The organism is Acinetobacter sp. B-6 (genome assembly GCF_056930735.1).
Window position 1 is genome coordinate 61430 of the sequence record NZ_JBXPBY010000004.1, and the last position, 18559, is coordinate 79988.

Sequence of the window (18559 nt, forward strand, 5' to 3'; positions counted from 1 at the left end):
GTCAGCGTATTTAAAAAATTGAAAATCAATACATATAATTTTTAGGTTGAAGTCATCAACCTTTCCATATTCTAAAGCGAGCCATTGCCCAAATCACATAAGGCCAAAAAATCATATTAACGATGCTATGAATACTGCTCCAAATTCGCCAATATCCCTTACCAAAAATATCTGCTCGCGCATTAAAAATCTCAATACTAAAAGCCAAGACAACCGTGAGAATCATAGCAATATTGGATTTCAGTTGGCGTTTATGAATTGCAGCGACAATAAAGTAGAAGATTAAACCTGCATAGATAAACAAAGCATCACTACTTAAACCTGTAAAATGTTTAAGGCTCAGTGCAAATTCTTGGATTTTTGATAGCAACATAAGGACTCAATTTTTATTTTCGATCTTGTCTATCACAAATTATATACTATAAATAAAGCATAACCCGAGTTCTGCGTCCTGCAAAACTCGGGTTTATGAGGTTGTGCTTTCAAATCTTATTGTTATTTTACTGTGGTTATCCATTCCAACATCAAATCCTTGATGATTGCTCCATCGACTTCGTCTTCCTTAGTGAGATTTTCCGTTCTCGTTCCATGTGTCGATGAGTAAAGATTAAAACGAATCGTGTTCAGATACTACCCGCTTAGAGACTAAATCCACGTAAGAAATTGCTTACAAAAAATCGCCTTTTTCAAGATTTCTTGTTAGATAATGACATGTCCATTTTATAGTCTTGAGCCAATTCATCGGTCACGATCTTCTCTTCTTTTTCTGCTTTTTCAATACCTTCCTGAATAGCTTCTTGAGCTTCTTGCTCATCAGAGTCAGTTTGTTCCAACTCCTCTTGACTTTGTTCAAAAATACGACTTGATTGTAACACCACATAGATTGGAAAATGATCTGAACCAATATGAGGCAACCGCTCCATATGAACTAAAGCAAAATCTGTACTGTGAAATAAGTGATCCAATGACCACCTTAAAAACTTATAGTCGGCATGAAAAGTGTTGATATATCTACGCCCCACACGAGGATCAAGCAACCCACTGATGCGTTGAAACAATCGTGTTGTTCGAGACCAAGCCACATCATTTAAATCCCCCATCACGATACAGCTTTCATCTAAATCCTTGATTTGATCACCCACAATCAATAATTCCGCATCTCGTAAAGTTGAATCTTTGGCTTCTGTCGGGCTGGGTGGTTTTGGATGCAGGCAATACAATTGTACAGTCTGTCCAGAAGGCAAAATCACTGTGGTATGGATTGAAGGAATTTCATTGCTGAGAATAAATTTAACCTCGCTGTCGACCAGCTTTAACTTGCTATAGAGATGCATGCCATACAAATTATCTAAAGGAACAGGCACACGATAAGGATAGTCTTTTTCGATCTTCGCCAACTCGTTTTGCCATGTTTGATCCGTCTCAAGTGTAAGCACGAGATCAGGCTGATGTTTTTCGATTTGCTCAATCAGTAAATCATATTGCTGATTTGGCGTTAGTACGTTCGATACAATGACTGAAATCTGTTGATCTGGATTCAATTGATCATGTTGCACATGTTGAACTTGCTTTTTCCAGATAAAGGTATAAGGCAAAACCATTTTTAACTGAAAAGCCAAAGCAGCAATCAATAAAAATAAAATAATCTCACGCGCCAAGTCCCAAGGTGCATCCCAAAATAGCAATAACACCAAAGCAGTCAAACCCACATATAAAATCTGTAGTCGTGGAAAATCTGCCCCCCTAAACCACCATTCATCTCGTGGAATCAGTGACCAGAAGCTGAGCCAAATCACGATCACAGCAAGGATTTCTATCCAAATCATATTTTGTCACTCTTATATTCTTAATTTTTGAATGATTCATAAATTAATATCAATTTTGCATGTATCATAAACAAGATATATTGCACAATATAGTTGTGTTTTCATTGTGTACGCTATTGCAGTTACACGTCCTTTTGATACACTCAAACCCCTTTTAATTTTTTAACGCACCGAGGCAAAGTGACATGAAAGTAGGTCTGGTCGGTTGGCGCGGGATGGTTGGTTCCGTCCTTATGCAACGTATGGTTGAAGAGAATGATTTTGCTCATTTTGAGCCATTCTATTTCTCTACCAGTAATGCAGGTGGTGAAGCCCCTGCTTTTGGTGGTAAAACTGCTCCAGCACTTATGGAAGCGACAGACATTACCAGTCTGAAGCAAATGGATGTCATTATTACCTGTCAAGGTGGTGATTATACCTCTGAAGTTTTCCCAAAGCTTAAAGCAGAAGGTTGGTCAGGCTACTGGATTGATGCAGCGTCTACTCTACGTATGGATGACGAAGCAATCATTGTTCTTGATCCTGTAAACCTAAATGTCATCAAAGATGGTTTGGTCAATGGGATCAAAACCTTTGTCGGTGGTAACTGTACGGTTTCATTGATGTTAATGGGTATGGGTTCATTGTTCCAACACAACTTGGTGGAATGGATGACTGCGATGACCTATCAAGCAGCTTCTGGAGCTGGCGCACAAAACATGCGTGAATTGATTACAGGCATGGGCTATTTATATAACAATACTCAAGACTTGTTAGATGATCCTCGCTCTGCGATTTTAGATATTGACAGTAAGATTGCCGAATTACAACGTGGTGAAGGTTTCCCGAAAGCAAACTTTGGCGTACCTTTAGCTGGCTCTTTAATTCCTTATATTGACAAACAACTTGAAAGTGGTCAGTCAAAAGAAGAATGGAAAGGTCAAGTTGAAACCAACAAAATCTTAGGCAATGCTCAAATTGTTCCGATTGATGGTCACTGCGTACGTATTGGTGCAATGCGTTGCCACTCTCAAGCATTGACTTTGAAATTGAAGAAAGATGTGCCGCTTGATGAAATCGAAGATATGATTCGTCAGTCTAACCAATGGGCAAAAGTTGTACCCAATACACGTGAAGCATCAATGAATGATCTTACTCCTGTAGCGGTTACAGGAACGCTCTCTGTGCCTGTAGGTCGTCTGCGCAAATTAAATATGGGTAAAGAATATTTAGGCGCATTTACTGTGGGTGACCAATTACTTTGGGGTGCTGCTGAACCTTTACGTCGGATGTTACGTATCTTAATTGACTATAAAAATGCTTAAAGTCACAAAAAAGCCTTAAACATTGAAAAAGCCGATCTATCTTGATCGGCTTTTTTATGTAACTATATTTGTGTAACTCTAATGTTAATAATTTACATATAGACTACAGCGAAATATTGTATCATTGGGATGCCTTGAAATTTGTCAGAGCAATGGATAGAGATGACTGTATATAACAAATTAAAAATTGCCATTTTAGCCATCATGACGTCGCAAACAATCAGTGCGATTACGATAGATCCGATTCAAGTTCAATCAGGGTCTGGGGATCTTCTGTACGCAGAAATGAAATTTAGCAATGCCAATCCAAATGAAAAAATAGAAGTGGGTTTGGCAGATGCAGACGATATACAACATATTGGAATTACCACACAGGCACCTGGACATTTAAATTTTTATACGCGTCGTTCTGGCGATGGGACTGGGGTTATCGTCATTACATCTTCTCGCCCCATTGTTGAGTCTGAACTCAATATCTTACTCAAGGTTAAAGAAGGCAGTGCTACACATATTCAACAAGTAAGAACACCTTTAACACGTGGACGCAATAACATTCCTACACCTATGGTAAATGCCAATGCTAAAGAACAGCCACTTAAACCTCAAATTATTGTGAGTGAAAAAGACATTGCATTGAATTTGCCAACCAGCACTCAATACCAAGTTACAACACCACAAACGGTAACATCACCAACAATCAAAAAATCTAATGCAGTGCCGGATACTCAACAATCATTGGCAATCAGTGTTATTGCGCCTCCCCCACTAAAAACTGAGCAAAAAACTGCGGTGACCAATAGCGTAAGTTCTCAAAACACCACCTCTGTAGCGGTCAATAAAGACGACACTCATTCTACTGTTGTTGCAAATCCGCAAGTGGTGATCCAACCCAAACCTATTGCACAACCTGAAAAATCATCCCAACAGACTCAAACAGCACACACCCCAGCACCAAAAACTGAACCACAAAAAATAGAAAAAACTGCTGCTGAACATAAATCTGAAAAAGCCAATACGATCAAGCCTAAAACTGACACTCAAAAAGCGTCCCAACAAAATAAACCGACCGCCAATAATAGTTTAGACAAAGCACCAAGACATGTTGTTCGTGCCAACGAATCACTTTGGAAAATTGCATCTCGTATCGCAGCAGAAACACATCAAAGTGTTCCTGAAGTCATGCGTCAAATCAAAGAGAATAATCCAGATGCCTTTATTCAAGGGGACATCAATCGTATCCGTCGAGGTGTTGCATTAAATTTAGCTGCAAGTTATCAACAAGTTCCACAACCGAAATCTAAAGTTCCACCTAAGGCACCTCAGATTGCCAAAAAGCAATCTGGTTCTGCCAAATACCGTTTAGATCAGGCAGAGATGAGTTTGGTTGCAGATAACGAGCAATCTTCTGCACAAGGTTCTGCAAAACAAAATACACAGGTGAATCAGACAACTGCTGAATTATCTACAAAAGTTATGACATCTCGTGAAAAAACAGTTAAATTACAGAAGAATGTGACCCAACTTGCATCGGCTTTACAAGAAAAGAATCAGCGAATTCAATTATTAAATGCTCGGCTTGCTCAATTGCAACAGCAATTACAACAGCAAAATGTAAAGAAGCCAAATAGTTAGGATATATTAAGGAAATTGATTCATTGTGCTCAATGAAGGGGAAATAAAATGTTGTTGTATGTGATTCCATTTGTTTTACTGTTGGTGGTTGCCATCGTTTTAAAGAAACGTGAAGATGCCAATAAAGAAAATACCAATACGACGAGTAAAAAGACCAACAATAAAAAATCGTCAAAAAAGAATGTAGCACGTACTGCACGTACCTCGCAAAAACAACAACGCACAGCTGTTGTTGAAAACGAAGTTGTGGTGCAACAAGCAACAAAACCATTAAGCCCTGAATTAAAAAGTAGTATCGAAAAACTGATTGCTGCAAAAAACTATTTTTCAGCTGAAGCAAAAATCAATCAAGCACTCAATCAAGATAATGCTCAACATGAGCTCTATCTTTACCTCTTGGATGTGCATTTAGCACAAAAAGATGAATTTGCAGTGAATCAATTGATTAACCATATTCGCTCATTGGGTCTTGATGATATTGTTGCTCAGGCTGAAGAAAAGAAAAAAGCTACTCAAACTGAAAGCCCGATTGAGTCGATTGCTTTTGTTCCAACTACACCAGAGCCTGCTGTTCCAGAAGTCAAGAATACTGCTGCATTCGATGCTTTGATTGGCAATATAGAAGCAACCCCAACGCCATCTACTGCAACTTTAGAAACACCTACTCGCAATGACGTTGAGACACTTGACTTCCCCCCATCAGTTGCTCAAGAAAAATCAGAAGAAAAGCCACAAGCACTCGAATTTAATTTAGATTCATCCCCACAGACACAGACACAGACACAGACACAGACACAGACACAGACAGAGCCTACTGTAGAGTTTTCTTTCGAAACAGTTAAACCAACAACTGAGACTGCAAAAGAAACCATAACGCCTTTAGAATTTAGTTTTACACCTAATGAGCCTATCGTTGCGCCAGTTGAAAAGCCTGTCGAAATTGAAATTGCGCCTGAATTTAAACTGGATTTTGCTGAGCCTGTTGCAACTCCAGAAAAAGAACAGACGGCAGCGCCTCAAGCATTCGAATTTAAATTAACACCAACAGAAGCTGAAACACCTGTTGAAACACAGCCTACTTTTGTTTTTGATCAAGAAACAAAATCAGAAAGTGTTGAACCTGAATCGGCAGCTTCTCAGTTGAATTTAGAAGTACCCAGCCAAGTTGAAGCAGTTACGCCTGTTGAAACAACTGATCCATTGCTAACTTCATTTCCTGAGCTTGCTCAAGTCAATGAAATTCAGCTTAATTTAGATCTTGCCCAACAATATATTCATCTAGGTGCTTATGCTTCAGCACGTGCATTATTGTCACAGGATGAGTCTGTATATACGGCTGAGCAACGCCAACAATCACAAAATTTACTGAACCAAATCGCTTGATGAGGTTATTGTCTGTTGCAATTTGATAATACGAATTGTCAGACATCACTAAGCGATTTAAGATAAAGCAGTCATTCATGGCTGCTTTTTATTATGAACAAAAAAATTGCTTTAATTTACATGGGTGGAACTTTTGGGTGTATTGGTGAGCCTTTAGCTCCCATGCCTGAACATCAATTCATTCCACAGCTCAAACGGATTCTCCCACCTCAACTGAAAATTGAATGCTTTAAAGCGCCCAGTATTAAAGACAGTAGTGCATGTACTGCAATTGATTGGTTAATGCTGATTCAACAAATTCAAAGCTTACAACTACAAAATTTTGAACATTTTGTTGTGATTCAGGGGACTGATACCCTCAGCTATGCTGCTGCAACTTTATCTCGTTTCCTCGCTGAATCATGTCATGTCATTCTTACAGGAAGCCAATATCCTTTACTCAATCTTCAAGGCGATGACACACGTGATTTTACTGATGCGATTGATAATTTAAATACAGCACTCGATGCCATCACCAAGTTACCTGTAGGTGTTTATCTCACATTCTTCCATCAAGTGATTCATGCTCGTACTGCGTTAAAAACCCATAGTACTGCTTTGGACGCATTCAGAGGCTTAAAAGCGGAAGAACCTATTGATCATGACTCAACTGTTATTCAAATCCAGCTATCCCATATTGAAAAAGCCAAATCATTAAATATCGTGAATTGGATGATGGTACCCACTGAATTATTACAGTTTGAAAATAATCTCAACAGCCTCATTCAACAGCCTCCAGAATTTTTAGTGATTCAGGCTTATGGTGTTGGAAATTTGGCGGTTAATGAAATGATTATCCAAAGTTTTAAAAACTTACAAGCCAAAGGTTGCCAAATTATTTTATCAACTCAAGTCCCTCTAGGCGGTATGGATCAACGTTATGCGATTAGCCAATGGATTCAGGACTCAAAAATTTTAGTCAGTGATGCACTCAGTCAAGCAGATCTTTATGCCAAAATTCTAAAAATTTATTTACAATACCCAACTTCGCAACAATGGCATGACCATTGGTATGATCATCCTGAATAGAGGTATTTATGCAACGCTTTGCAATTGGTATTGAGTTTTGTGGCATTCGATATAAAGGTTGGCAAACTCAACAGCCTGGCGTACGTAGTATTCAGGAGACAATGGAAAAAGTACTAAGCACCATCGCGGATGAACCCATTATCTTACACGGTGCGGGTCGTACTGATGCAGGTGTCCATGCCACCAATATGGTTGCTCACTTTGATACCAATGCGATTCGTCCTATGCGTGGCTGGTTAATGGGATCTAATAGCCAATTACCCAAAGATATTTCTATCCAGTGGATCAAAGAGATGGATCGTGATTTCCATGCTCGTTTTAAGGCACAAGCACGTCGTTATCGCTATGTTGTCTATCAATCAGCGAATCGCCCTGCTTTATTACACAAGCAAGTTACCCATGCTTATTATCCACTTGATGTCGATAAGATGATTGCAGCCGCGCAAAAATTTGAAGGAACACATAATTTCGAAAGTTTCCGTGCTGCGGCATGTCAATCCAATCAACCTGTACGCCATGTTAAACACTGTCGTTTAATTCGTCATGGCAATTATTTGGTTCTGGATATTCAGGCTGATGGCTTCTTGCATCACATGGTTCGCAACATTATGGGCTGTCTACTTGAAATTGGTCAGGGCTTGTATGAAATTGATCATATTGACGAAATTTTTGCCGCACAAGACCGTAAAGCCGCTGGGATTACAGCCCCTCCTGACGGTCTATATTTCATTCATGCAGATTATCCAGAACAGTTTGAATTACCGCGACCACCTCTAGGACCACATTGGCTAAATATGCCCGAATAACTCTTTTCCAAATGAGATAAAAAATCCTTCACAACTGAAAGATTTTTATCTAGAAAGCAGTTTAAAATTTCTCAATAATTAAAACGTTGCACTTAACGCTGTTTACGTTTTCTATATTCAACAGGTGTTTCATTGGTCCAACGTTTAAAGGCACGATAGAACGTACTTGGTTCAGAAAAACCTGTGAGATATACAATACGCTCAACACTTTCATTGGTATTCGCCAATAATTTTTTGGCTAAACGGCAACGGTAATCTGAAAGGATTTGCTGAAAACTGGTATTGGCTTCTGACAATTGGGTGCGTAACCGACGAGGGGTGATGCTCAGTTGAGCCGCCACTGTTTCCAAGGTTGTTTCACCGCTCTCCAAAGTTGAACCAATTGCTCGGCGAACTTCGCCAACCAAATCATAACGCGCCAATTCTTGAAGTTTTTCAATTGCCAACTGCTCATGGAGTTGCAACAGCTCTGGTTCAGCTTGCCACAATGGATAGTCTAAAATTGAAGGATCAAAATACAACCGTGTTTCTTTTTGCCCCAAACTTACAGGACAGCCATACACACGATAATACTCACCATCTGAAGCACCTTGAGAAAAGTTAAAATCGATGTAGATCGGTTCAAAGCGTCCTTCAGTAATGAATTTAAAGAAGCGTAAAATCCCCGAAATGGCACATTCAGAAAAATGACGGTTGACAATATTTTCGCCCCAGGGTTGTTCACCATTGGTTAAATAACAACGTCCATTGTCATCAACCACCAACTTCGCATGGAAAGCGTCACTGATCAGACGTTGATACGCAAGTGCTCGTTTGAGTCCTTCACCAAAGTTTTCACTTGAGATGAATAAATGCTCAATCACCTGCCCACGATAAAGAGGCAAATGTTCTCCGAGATGTAAACCAATATCTGGATCGTTACTGACTTCCTCGGCAGCCACCCAAAAAGCAAATTGTGCATTTAATGGCGTTCGTGCATTTTGATCAACCTGACCCAATGCCACACCTGCTTTTGATAATATTTCTTCTGTCGGCAATCCTGCACGACGGATCGCTTGATAGCCTAATCGTAAAACAACCGAAGCATCAGTTAGCTGGCTCACGCAGTGCCCTTCCTTGTATGTTATTCATTTATACTTAAAACCTTTGATTTAGATTACCGTCGATTGACCGAACTGACAATATTTATCCGCTTTTTTTTGTAGAAATTGTTTAACAATATGTTCGCCTATTTTCAAGTCATCTGCCACCTTCCCATGCCGAATAATCTTGTTTTTCTATAAAAAATTGCCTATAATTTGCGCCTTTCCAATTTGATCATCAGGTAGGCTATGGCCAATAAAGAGGAACTTATCGAGTTCGAAGGCGTTGTCACCGAAACGCTTCCTAATACTATGTTCCGTGTACGTTTAGAAAACGGTCACGAAGTGATTGCTCACATTTCTGGTAAAATGCGTAAACACTATATTCGTATTTTAACTGGCGATAATGTAAAAGTAGAAATGACACCTTATGACTTAACTAAGGGTCGTATTACTTATCGTGCACGCTAAGTTTTAGTGTAAGCAAAAGCCACTATTAGGTGGCTTTTTCAATATCTATACAATATACCATCTGGCTTACGATACATTGTTATTGTCTAGTTATTACGTTCCTGACGCTAAAATCTATTGTTAAATCTGTTTATTGATTGCCATACGTCGCATGTCATCAATTTATAATTACCCGTAAAATTCTCATTTTTACACTGCCTCTAATTATTTGTGGTGTATTTTCAACATCTTCGTCACTTTTCCCTTAATCGCATTTCAAATTTAAGCTTAGGGGTTCAATCCAACTTCGCAATCTGTCTACAGACACTTGCTTGTAGATTGATTAAACTCATTGCATAGAGCGTTTCAAATCAAACTCTCACTTGATTGGGTGAAGCTGATGAAAAAATATTTATACACCTCTACATTTGTTTCGATCGCTTTCAGTATTGCAGGCTGTCAGAGTGTTGATACCCGACCTGCAAATTTAGATCAATATTTACAACAGTTTATTGGTAAATCCAGCGCTGAAATACAAGCCGAACTAAACTTTAAAGCTTTAGGTTATCAAGTCAGTGATCATATCCAAACCACCAATGACACATTAACATATACCATCCTTCGCCCTATCAATATCCCGATGACAGGAAGCAATGCAACGGTCGGCTCAAATGCAATGGGAATGCCTGTCATTCGCTATGATACGGCAAGCACACCGAGTTACGATGTTAACTTTAATTGCAAAGTCAGCTTTAAATTAAACAATGATATTGCCGAGTCCGTTGAATATATGGGGAGAGCCTGTTAAATGTATTTGATCACAACGCAATAAAAAACACAGCCTAGGCTGTGTTTTTGAAAGTGATCTAAAATCTAGACTTAAGCAATCGCTGTAACCACAGCTGTGCCCATCTCAGCAGTACCTACTTTGGTCATCCCTTCCGACATAATATCGCCTGTACGTAAACCTTGGTCCAACACTTGCCCTACAGCATCTTCAATTGCTTTTGCAGCCATTTCTTCACGGAAGGTATAGCGAAGCATCATTGCGACAGAAAGAATTGTTGCCAGCGGATTCGCCACGTTTTGACCAGCAATATCAGGCGCAGAACCATGACATGGTTCGTACATCCCTTTGCCATTTTCATCTAAAGATGCAGATGGAAGCATACCAATCGAACCTGTGAGCATCGCAGCTTCGTCTGAAAGAATATCACCAAACAAATTACCTGTAACAATCACATCAAATTGCTTTGGTGCACGTACCAATTGCATTGCAGCATTATCTACATACATGTGTGAAAGATTGATATTTGGATAATGCTGTTCTTTCAATGCAGTGACGGTTTGTTTCCAAAGCTCAGTCACTTCAAGAACGTTAGCTTTATCCACTGAGCAGACTTTACCGCCACGTAAATTCGCCATTTCAAAAGCAACTTTCGCAATACGCTTAATTTCAGACTCTGCATAGACGTCGGTGTTATAACCCTGCTTCTCACCATTTTCGAGCTCACGAATACCACGTGGCTGACCAAAATAGATACCACCTGTGAGTTCACGAACGATCAGAATATCTAAGCCTGCGACAATTTCAGGCTTAAGGCTTGAAGCATCTGCCAACTGTGGATAAAGAATTGCCGGACGTAAGTTTGCGAATAGGTTTAATTCACTACGAATTTTTAATAAACCACGTTCAGGGCGGATCGAGCGCTCAATCGTGTCCCATTTTGGACCACCGACTGCACCGAGTAAAATTGCATCTGCTTTTTTTGCTTGTTCTGCTGTGACTGCTGGATAAGGTTCACCGTGAGCATCAATTGCAGCACCACCCAATAAACCATGTTCCCATGTTAAACCTAAATTAAATTTTTCATTGACACGTGTAAGTACTTTTTCAGCAGCGGCAACGATCTCTGGACCGATACCATCACCTGCCAAAATCAAAATTTGTTTAGACATTTGCAGTTCCATTTTTATTCAGCATCTATACTGATTTGAGATTAAATTTTTTGCTCAACAAATTCGCTCACCCCTGTCACTGCATTATGAGGACGACAGAAACGGCGAATTGTTCGACTTTCTTGAAGCATATCGACACAGAGTGGTGTTGGTGAGGAAACATTCAATAAGCTTCCTGCACCCTGTGATCTTTGGCGATACATTTTAAATGTATATTTTTGATTTGCTTTAAAATCATGAATCACATGAAAAACTTCAGCATGATCTTTGGTAATTGGATAGAACCGAACCACCATTTCATATTGCTGCGGTGGAATCGTTAAATACACACCAATTTGATCTAAAGGCTTACCTGTTAGCTTTAGATAACCTTTATCAATGGCTTTACGATTCGCACGCTGTGTATTTTCCTGCATGATAATCAAATCATTTAATCGCGCAAATTCACAATGCTCTGCACCTGAGCAATAAACTGAAACTGTATTTTGGCTCATCTGATTTTTTTCAGCTTGTTTAATACGAACCAAATCAACCATTTGTGCTGATTGGCATGCACTCAAGATTAAACCTGTCAAACTGATTAAAACACCACGAACTAAAAACTTAGTCATCGCTCAACCCCAACCCTTGCATTACCGAGCCAACATTCATTTTGTTATGCTTTGCATGTTAGCAAGAGTTAGGCATTCACGCTACGAGTAAAATGTTCACTGAAAATCAACCTTGAATTTCAGCAAATACCCAAGGACGTGATTGCTTGGTTTTTTCTTCATAAGCACGAATTTCATCTGCTGCCTGTAAAGTCAAACCAATATCATCCAAACCATTCAATAAGCAGTGCTTGCGGAATGGATCTACTTCGAATTTGAATGCCTCACCACTTGGTGTACGGACTTCCTGTGCTTCTAAATCTATCGTGAGCTGATAGCCTTCAGTAGCAGCACATTCTTTAAATAATTGATCAACAATTTCTTCAGACAAAATTACTGGCAACATGCCATTTTTAAAACTGTTGTTGAAAAAGATATCTGCATAACTTGGTGCAATCACGGTACGGAAACCGAACTCTTCCAATGCCCAAGGTGCGTGCTCACGACTTGAACCACAGCCAAAGTTTGCACGAGAAATTAAAACCGATGCACCTTGATAACGCGGCTGGTTTAAAACAAAATCTGGATTCTTAGGACGCTTAGCATTATCCTGCCCTGGATAACCCTCATCCAAATAACGCAATTCATCAAATAAATTGTCACCAAAACCCGTACGTTTAATCGATTTTAAAAACTGTTTTGGAATAATTAAATCTGTATCAACATTGGCACGGTCTAATGGTGCAACAATACCTTGTTCAACGGTATAAGTTTTCATAGTTTGCTCCTTACCCCAGCTTAGAATGAACGAACATCGACAAAGTGACCTGCAATCGCCGCAGCTGCTGCCATTGCTGGACTCACCAGATGAGTACGACCACCATTCCCTTGACGACCTTCAAAGTTACGGTTTGAAGTTGATGCACAGTGTTCGCCAGGCTGTAACTTATCCGCATTCATCGCTAAACACATCGAGCAACCCGGCTCACGCCATTCAAATCCAGCTTCGATCAAGATTTTATCTAAACCTTCAGCTTCTGCTTGTTGTTTCACTAAACCAGAACCCGGTACAACCATCGCTTGCTTAATACTTGAAGCCACTTTTTTACCTTTGGCTACAGCAGCAGCTGCACGAATATCCTCTATACGAGAGTTGGTACAAGAACCAATGAAAACACGGTCCAATTGAATATCTGCCAACGCCTGACCAGCATTTAAACCCATATATTGATAAGCACGAGTCCAGTCATTACGTTGCACGTCATCTTTGGCTTGTTCTAAAGTTGGAACCGCTTGAGAGACTGGAATGACCATTTCTGGAGACGTTCCCCAAGACACTTGTGGTTCAATTTCTTCACCATTTAAAACCACAACTGTATCAAAGTGCGCGTCATCATCAGAATGCAAAGTATTCCAATAAGCTACAGCAGCATCCCATTGCTCACCTTGTGGTGCATAAGGACGACCTTTTACATACTCAATCGTTTTTTCATCAACAGCTACCATACCGACACGCGCACCGCCTTCGATAGCCATATTGCACACCGTCATACGACCTTCAATCGACATATCACGGAAGACTTGACCACCAAATTCAATCGCATGACCTGTACCGCCAGCAGTCCCAATTTTACCAATAATGGCTAACACCACATCTTTAGGCGTCACACCTTGACCCAATGTACCATCGACACGAACCAGCATATTCTTCATTTTCTTTTGAACTAAGCATTGTGTTGCCAATACATGTTCTACTTCTGAAGTTCCGATTCCATGTGCCAAACAACCAAATGCACCATGTGTGGCTGTATGTGAATCACCACATACCACCGTCATTCCTGGTAAAGTCAAACCTTGCTCTGGACCAACCACATGTGCAATCCCTTGACGAATATCATTAATGTCAAATTGCACCACATTAAATGTTTTACAGTTATCATCTAAAGTTTGAACTTGGATACGTGAAGTATCATCTTCAATTCCAGCAATTCCTTCAGAACGTTCTTTGGTTGAAGTGGGTACGTTATGGTCAGGAGTCGCGACATTGGCACTCAAACGCCATGGTTTACGCCCAGCAAGCTGCAAACCTTCAAATGCCTGAGGAGAGGTTACTTCATGCAATAGATGACGATCGATATAAAGTAATGCAGAGCCATCATCTCGTTGTTTTACTAGATGGTCATCCCATAATTTATCATATAAGGTTTTTGCTTTTTGGTTTTCGCCTGCCATGTCGATGTGCTCCACTGGACTGGGTAATTCTTTCATTAATGTCGATTATAACCACGTTTTTACATAAATCTAATTTATCATTTTTATCAGTTTAAAAACTTTTTGGAATCCATTAAAACTATTTCCATATCATTCTTTGCCAGATAAATGACTTGAAATCATGCTCTATTTTCAGCTCAAAAAATCATATTTTCAAATAATAGGCATGATCAAAATTCAAAGATTCATTGTAGATAAGCTTAAATGAAGTTAAAAGTTTAATCCTCATCACCCCTAGCTCTCCAATGAAATCAGTTTGCTAGATCACCGATTACACCATGACCTAACTTTCACTTTTCCCAGAACTTTTAAGTAGAATGATAAAAGTGAGCATCGATTTATTTCGCCTTAATCTAGGCGGTTAACAACCTCTTTTCAATTATTCTTTATTGTTTATTTAGAAATCCAATCAGCATGAGTCAAAAAAACCTTTTTACATTGCAATTGATAATGATTATTATTTAAATAATGAATCAATAAGTGGTGAACCTGATGGCGAATATTCAAAACTTTTTACAAAACAATCAACGCGTTTTCAAGAAAACATTAAGCTACTACATCATGCACATTACTGTCGCAATGTTGGTTGCTTATGTGGTGACAGGTAACTTTTGGATGGCTGTGACATTGAGTCTACTCGAACCTACAGTTCAAGCCTTTGCATTCTTTTTCCATGAAAAAGTCTGGAATAAAAGAGATCAAAAAATTGCTCAAAGAACAGAAGTGAAAGCTTAGATAAATTGACTGTAGCGGGAGGTGTTAATCACCACCACCTCCACAGCTACTACAACTACTACAAGAAGATGAAGAGTCTGAACTATGACTATGAGAGTGTCCAGAATCATGTGAAGAACTCGAACCAGAACAGGAACTTGAAGAACATGACGAGGTTGAAGATGAACAAGAGGATGTCGTGGCTGTAGAAGAAGCGTCTGATGTGGAGCTCATCATTTGACTATACATTCCAAGCATGAACGGCAAACTAAAAATCAGTCCTTTTTCCCAACGAATATGACCATCGACTTGAAACAATCTCGGTAAAACTTGAGTATTTTCTGGATTTAAACCATGTAAATGGCATGTACTTTGCCATGTATTGAGCAATTGTTTTTTTTGAGAGGCTCTTTGTGCTTCTGTCGGTAGTGGATCATGGGGTTGATGAATTAATTCATAACCTAAGAAGTTTAGGCACATCGTTCGATAAAATGTATCAAACTCTTCAATTAATACATGCCATAAGGCATCTACAGAATGAGAAGGCATAGCATACGCATCTTTACGCAAAAGATGAATCGCTAAATAATCTTTAAAACCCTCTTCAATATAAGGATATGATGATGTCGCAATATTGGGATGTCGCTGTTTAAATACCCGCCAAACTTCAGCAGGAATTTTAAAATCATTCCATGCGCGGATTTTTCGTAGTCTGTGTATGCGTGCTCTCAACCAAAATATACCGATAATGCCGACAAGAATGGTAAGAAAATAAATTTGGAAGAAATATAACAATACTAAACTGATTCCCCCGAGAATCAGCATAATCACAAGAAATCTTCCCCAAGATATTGGCAATGTGTCACGAGTGCGTTGTTGAAAGTCATCAATAGTGCTTCGAGTAGGTTGAGTCAAATAATATTTCCTCGATTATTTTTATTGTCACACTATAAATCAGTCAACTTAGCTGTGTACAGTTTAAACCTGTATGAAAGTTTTATCATTGTAACCAAGCACAGATCACAATAGCCAAAATCGAAAAAAAGTGAAAATTACTTTGATTAATTCTTAAAACTTCTCAATAATGAAATACGCATAAAAATTCTTTATGGATGGAAAGATCATGAATCTCGCTGCTTTTGAAGCTTTTGTCAAAGTTATGGAAACTGGTTCTATTTCGATGGCAGCAGAACATCTATTTATTACCCAGCCTGCTGTGACCAAACGGATACACAGTCTAGAAGAATATTTTGGTGTCAAACTATTTGAATCCGCAGGACGTGGTGTTCAAGCAACACATGCAGCACATTCACTATTGCCCAAAGTAAAAAACTGGCTCAATGAATTAGGGGATATTCACCATACCCTCAGCCATGAGCAAGGTGAAGTAAGAGGAAAACTCAAAATTGGAACCAGTCACCACATTGGTTTACATCATTTACCACAGCACTTAAAAAAATATGTACAACTCTTTCCAGAAGTTAAACTGGATGTACATTTTGTCGACTCTGAACAAGCGCATGAACAAGTGCTGGCAGGCGACTTGGAACTTGCCTTTTTAACCCTGCCCCCTCAGGGAGATGAACGTTTAAGTTACATCACCATCTGGAATGATCCTTTGGTTTTTGTTGTGGCTCCTTTTCATCCTTTGGCGCAAAAAAGAAATCTTAAACTTGAAGATTTAATTGAGTATCCAAGTTTATTGCCAGCTGCACAGACGTATACCAGTCAGATCACCTTAGCAGAGTTTGAAAAGAAAGGCTTAAAACCTAAAACCACCATGAGTAACAACCCTTTAGAATCTATTCGCATGCTGGTTTCAATCGGTTTAGGTTGGTCTGTATTACCCAAAACCTTGCTCAATCAAGATTTACAACAGTTGGATCTTCATTTCGAGATGAACCGTCAATTGGGAATGGTTTGGCATCCTGCACGTACTCAATCCAGAGCTGTTCAGGAATTAATTGAAATGATGAAATAAAAAAAATAAAGCGCTGATTATTTGAATAATGAGCGCTTTATTTAGATTGAGAATATCCCCAGCCTTATTTGACTGAATCTTCATGCAAAGACTCATTTAATTGGTCAACAATGGTTGCCCATTCCCCATCAGAACTCAATTTTTCATCTAAAAACTGACGTTGTGCATCGGTCCAAAACTCAGCTTTAGTCAAAAATGTGTCGGCATCTAACTGATGATTTTCAATAAAATTTTGAATTGCTTCTTCGCTAGAGTCTAAACCAAGTTGTTCAAATAAATTGGTCATTCTTGGACGTGTCTGGCTCATTATATAATCTCCATCAGTTTTAAAAGTTCTCAGCTCAACATAGCATTTTTACACTGAAAATGAAGCACAAAATATTCATTTATAAAAATATTTACAATTGATGAACAGATCAAATTTAGCAACCCATTCAGCATTTTCTATTCAGTGATTTGAACAGGATTGGACCGAATACATTGCTTGAATAACGCTGCAAATCAATCATAAATCTAGCTCAAAAGTTACCTCTTTATCATAAATCATGCTGTATTTTTTTACTGTTGCTGGGTTTTAAATGACAGACTCTGCTGCTGTATTTTTACTAGATTTTTATAAAAAAACAGCACCGAAGTGCTGCTGATAACGAACAAGCTGGATTAGATCGACCAATCCTGAATATCCCAACCTTGTGCTTTGGCTAACACTTCTAAACGATCATCTGGGTTTACCACAATCGCATGATCTGCATACTCCAATAAAAAGCGATCATTGATCGAATCTGAATATGCCCAGGATTCAGTCACATCACGTCCCTCAAGCCATTGATCCAAACGTGCTAATTTGCCCTTTTGATAACATGGGGTATTGGTGACTTTGCCCGTGTATTGTCCATTTTTAACTTCTGCATTGGTTGCGATAATTTCAGTAATTCCAAATTCACGAAAAATAGGCGCAGTGATAAAATCAGAAGTTGCTGTAATCCCTACTAAAGCATGCCCTAAATCTTTGTGTTTTTGAATCGCAGCAAAGCCTTTCGGGCGCATTTGTGCGCGAATGACTTTTTTCATAAACAACTGATGTAATTCAGTTAAATAGTCATTATCATGTTGAGTCAAAAACTCAAAAACAAACTCATTATAAGCAATCGGGTCAAGTTGCCCTGCTTTATAATCTTCATAAAACTGATCATTCATCGCACGATGGCGAACTGGATCGACCAAGCCTTCATTGACCAAAAACTCTCCCCAAGAATGGTCCGAATCTGTATTTAATAAGGTGTGATCTAAGTCAAACAGCGCCAATTTCATGAAAATACTCGTTTAAACTGAAATTTAAGAAAAAAATTGTAAATCTATCACCGCTAGTCGATAGAAATTCGTTAAGATCATAGCAATTTTACAACATTATTACTTTGACTTTATCGAGTTGGACAAAAGAGTGTCAGTCCCCATATATAAAGTCAGATGAAATTAACAAATTTTAGGTAGCC

General features: G+C 39.0%; 19 protein-coding genes. 9 read left to right on the top strand and 10 right to left on the bottom strand.

The annotated features are described in order from the left end of the window. Nucleotides 1–55: 55 nt before the first annotated feature. Together AC1Z3T_RS06350 and AC1Z3T_RS06355 are read right to left on the bottom strand one after the other, a co-directional pair. Nucleotides 56–373, bottom strand: coding sequence for a hypothetical protein (locus tag AC1Z3T_RS06350; RefSeq protein ID WP_046760417.1), 318 nt, complete (start codon nucleotides 371–373; stop codon nucleotides 56–58). Nucleotides 374–686: 313 nt separating this feature from the next. Beyond that, entirely contained in the window at nucleotides 687–1826 is a 1140-nt protein-coding gene (locus AC1Z3T_RS06355) for an endonuclease/exonuclease/phosphatase family protein (RefSeq protein ID WP_046760418.1), read from the bottom strand. Between the two features lie 185 nt (nucleotides 1827–2011). Here AC1Z3T_RS06355 and asd point away from each other — a divergent pair, with 185 nt between their 5' ends. From asd to truA, 5 genes are all read left to right on the top strand, one after another. Continuing rightward, nucleotides 2012–3130 carry an aspartate-semialdehyde dehydrogenase gene (gene asd / locus AC1Z3T_RS06360; RefSeq protein ID WP_005035594.1) on the top strand — a complete coding sequence of 373 codons (1119 nt, stop codon included), beginning with the start codon at nucleotides 2012–2014 and terminating at the stop codon, nucleotides 3128–3130. A gap of 162 nt (nucleotides 3131–3292) precedes the next feature. After that, nucleotides 3293–4762 carry a type IV pilus assembly protein FimV gene (locus AC1Z3T_RS06365; protein ID WP_100886022.1) on the top strand — a complete coding sequence of 490 codons (1470 nt, stop codon included), beginning with the start codon at nucleotides 3293–3295 and terminating at the stop codon, nucleotides 4760–4762. Nucleotides 4763–4810: 48 nt separating this feature from the next. Continuing rightward, nucleotides 4811–6145 carry a hypothetical protein gene (locus AC1Z3T_RS06370; protein WP_262556721.1) on the top strand — a complete coding sequence of 445 codons (1335 nt, stop codon included), beginning with the start codon at nucleotides 4811–4813 and terminating at the stop codon, nucleotides 6143–6145. A gap of 93 nt (nucleotides 6146–6238) precedes the next feature. Beyond that, a complete protein-coding gene (locus tag AC1Z3T_RS06375) occupies nucleotides 6239–7213 on the top strand; it encodes an asparaginase domain-containing protein (RefSeq protein ID WP_100886024.1) in 975 nt (324 codons plus the stop codon). Nucleotides 7214–7221: 8 nt separating this feature from the next. Beyond that, on the top strand, nucleotides 7222–8019 hold the full coding sequence (gene truA, locus AC1Z3T_RS06380; protein ID WP_004826595.1) for a tRNA pseudouridine(38-40) synthase TruA: 798 nt from the start codon (nucleotides 7222–7224) through the stop codon (nucleotides 8017–8019). Nucleotides 8020–8111: 92 nt separating this feature from the next. On the opposite strand, the gene AC1Z3T_RS06385 is transcribed toward truA, so the two are convergent. Next, nucleotides 8112–9122, bottom strand: a complete 1011-nt coding sequence (locus AC1Z3T_RS06385) for an AraC family transcriptional regulator (protein WP_004826594.1) — start codon at nucleotides 9120–9122, stop codon at nucleotides 8112–8114. A gap of 228 nt (nucleotides 9123–9350) precedes the next feature. On the opposite strand from AC1Z3T_RS06385, the gene infA reads away from it, so the two are divergent. Continuing rightward, nucleotides 9351–9572 carry a translation initiation factor IF-1 gene (gene infA / locus AC1Z3T_RS06390; protein ID WP_004718087.1) on the top strand — a complete coding sequence of 74 codons (222 nt, stop codon included), beginning with the start codon at nucleotides 9351–9353 and terminating at the stop codon, nucleotides 9570–9572. 379 nt (nucleotides 9573–9951) lie between these two features. Further along, nucleotides 9952–10359 (top strand): hypothetical protein, encoded by a 408-nt coding sequence (locus AC1Z3T_RS06395; protein WP_004826592.1) that lies wholly within the window; start codon nucleotides 9952–9954, stop codon nucleotides 10357–10359. A 71-nt stretch (nucleotides 10360–10430) separates the two neighbouring features. On the opposite strand, the gene leuB is transcribed toward AC1Z3T_RS06395, so the two are convergent. The 4 genes from leuB to leuC all read right to left on the bottom strand — a co-directional run bounded on the left by leuB (nucleotide 10431) and on the right by leuC (nucleotide 14332). Continuing rightward, nucleotides 10431–11510 (bottom strand): 3-isopropylmalate dehydrogenase, encoded by a 1080-nt coding sequence (leuB, locus tag AC1Z3T_RS06400; RefSeq protein WP_009586108.1) that lies wholly within the window; start codon nucleotides 11508–11510, stop codon nucleotides 10431–10433. Between the two features lie 41 nt (nucleotides 11511–11551). Further along, nucleotides 11552–12121 (bottom strand): hypothetical protein, encoded by a 570-nt coding sequence (locus AC1Z3T_RS06405; protein WP_100886025.1) that lies wholly within the window; start codon nucleotides 12119–12121, stop codon nucleotides 11552–11554. A gap of 106 nt (nucleotides 12122–12227) precedes the next feature. Continuing rightward, nucleotides 12228–12878, bottom strand: a complete 651-nt coding sequence (gene leuD / locus AC1Z3T_RS06410) for a 3-isopropylmalate dehydratase small subunit (protein ID WP_005035580.1) — start codon at nucleotides 12876–12878, stop codon at nucleotides 12228–12230. Nucleotides 12879–12898: 20 nt separating this feature from the next. Continuing rightward, complete coding sequence (gene leuC / locus AC1Z3T_RS06415) at nucleotides 12899–14332, bottom strand: 3-isopropylmalate dehydratase large subunit (protein WP_004826584.1); 1434 nt, start codon at nucleotides 14330–14332, stop codon at nucleotides 12899–12901. 531 nt (nucleotides 14333–14863) lie between these two features. Between leuC and AC1Z3T_RS06420 the strand changes: the two genes are divergently transcribed. Next, nucleotides 14864–15106: a DUF2061 domain-containing protein gene (locus AC1Z3T_RS06420; RefSeq protein ID WP_004826583.1), complete on the top strand. Its 243-nt coding sequence runs from the start codon at nucleotides 14864–14866 to the stop codon at nucleotides 15104–15106. A gap of 24 nt (nucleotides 15107–15130) precedes the next feature. On the opposite strand, the gene AC1Z3T_RS06425 is transcribed toward AC1Z3T_RS06420, so the two are convergent. Beyond that, a complete protein-coding gene (locus AC1Z3T_RS06425) occupies nucleotides 15131–16000 on the bottom strand; it encodes a glycine-rich domain-containing protein (RefSeq protein ID WP_171266139.1) in 870 nt (289 codons plus the stop codon). A gap of 208 nt (nucleotides 16001–16208) precedes the next feature. Here AC1Z3T_RS06425 and AC1Z3T_RS06430 point away from each other — a divergent pair, with 208 nt between their 5' ends. Continuing rightward, nucleotides 16209–17066 (top strand): LysR family transcriptional regulator, encoded by an 858-nt coding sequence (locus tag AC1Z3T_RS06430; RefSeq protein ID WP_005035575.1) that lies wholly within the window; start codon nucleotides 16209–16211, stop codon nucleotides 17064–17066. A 64-nt stretch (nucleotides 17067–17130) separates the two neighbouring features. Here AC1Z3T_RS06430 and AC1Z3T_RS06435 read toward each other — a convergent pair whose 3' ends face one another. Then, nucleotides 17131–17373, bottom strand: coding sequence for a DUF2789 family protein (locus AC1Z3T_RS06435; protein WP_004826578.1), 243 nt, complete (start codon nucleotides 17371–17373; stop codon nucleotides 17131–17133). Nucleotides 17374–17726: 353 nt separating this feature from the next. Continuing rightward, complete coding sequence (locus tag AC1Z3T_RS06440) at nucleotides 17727–18377, bottom strand: HAD family hydrolase (protein ID WP_100886026.1); 651 nt, start codon at nucleotides 18375–18377, stop codon at nucleotides 17727–17729. Nucleotides 18378–18559: the final 182 nt, after the last annotated feature.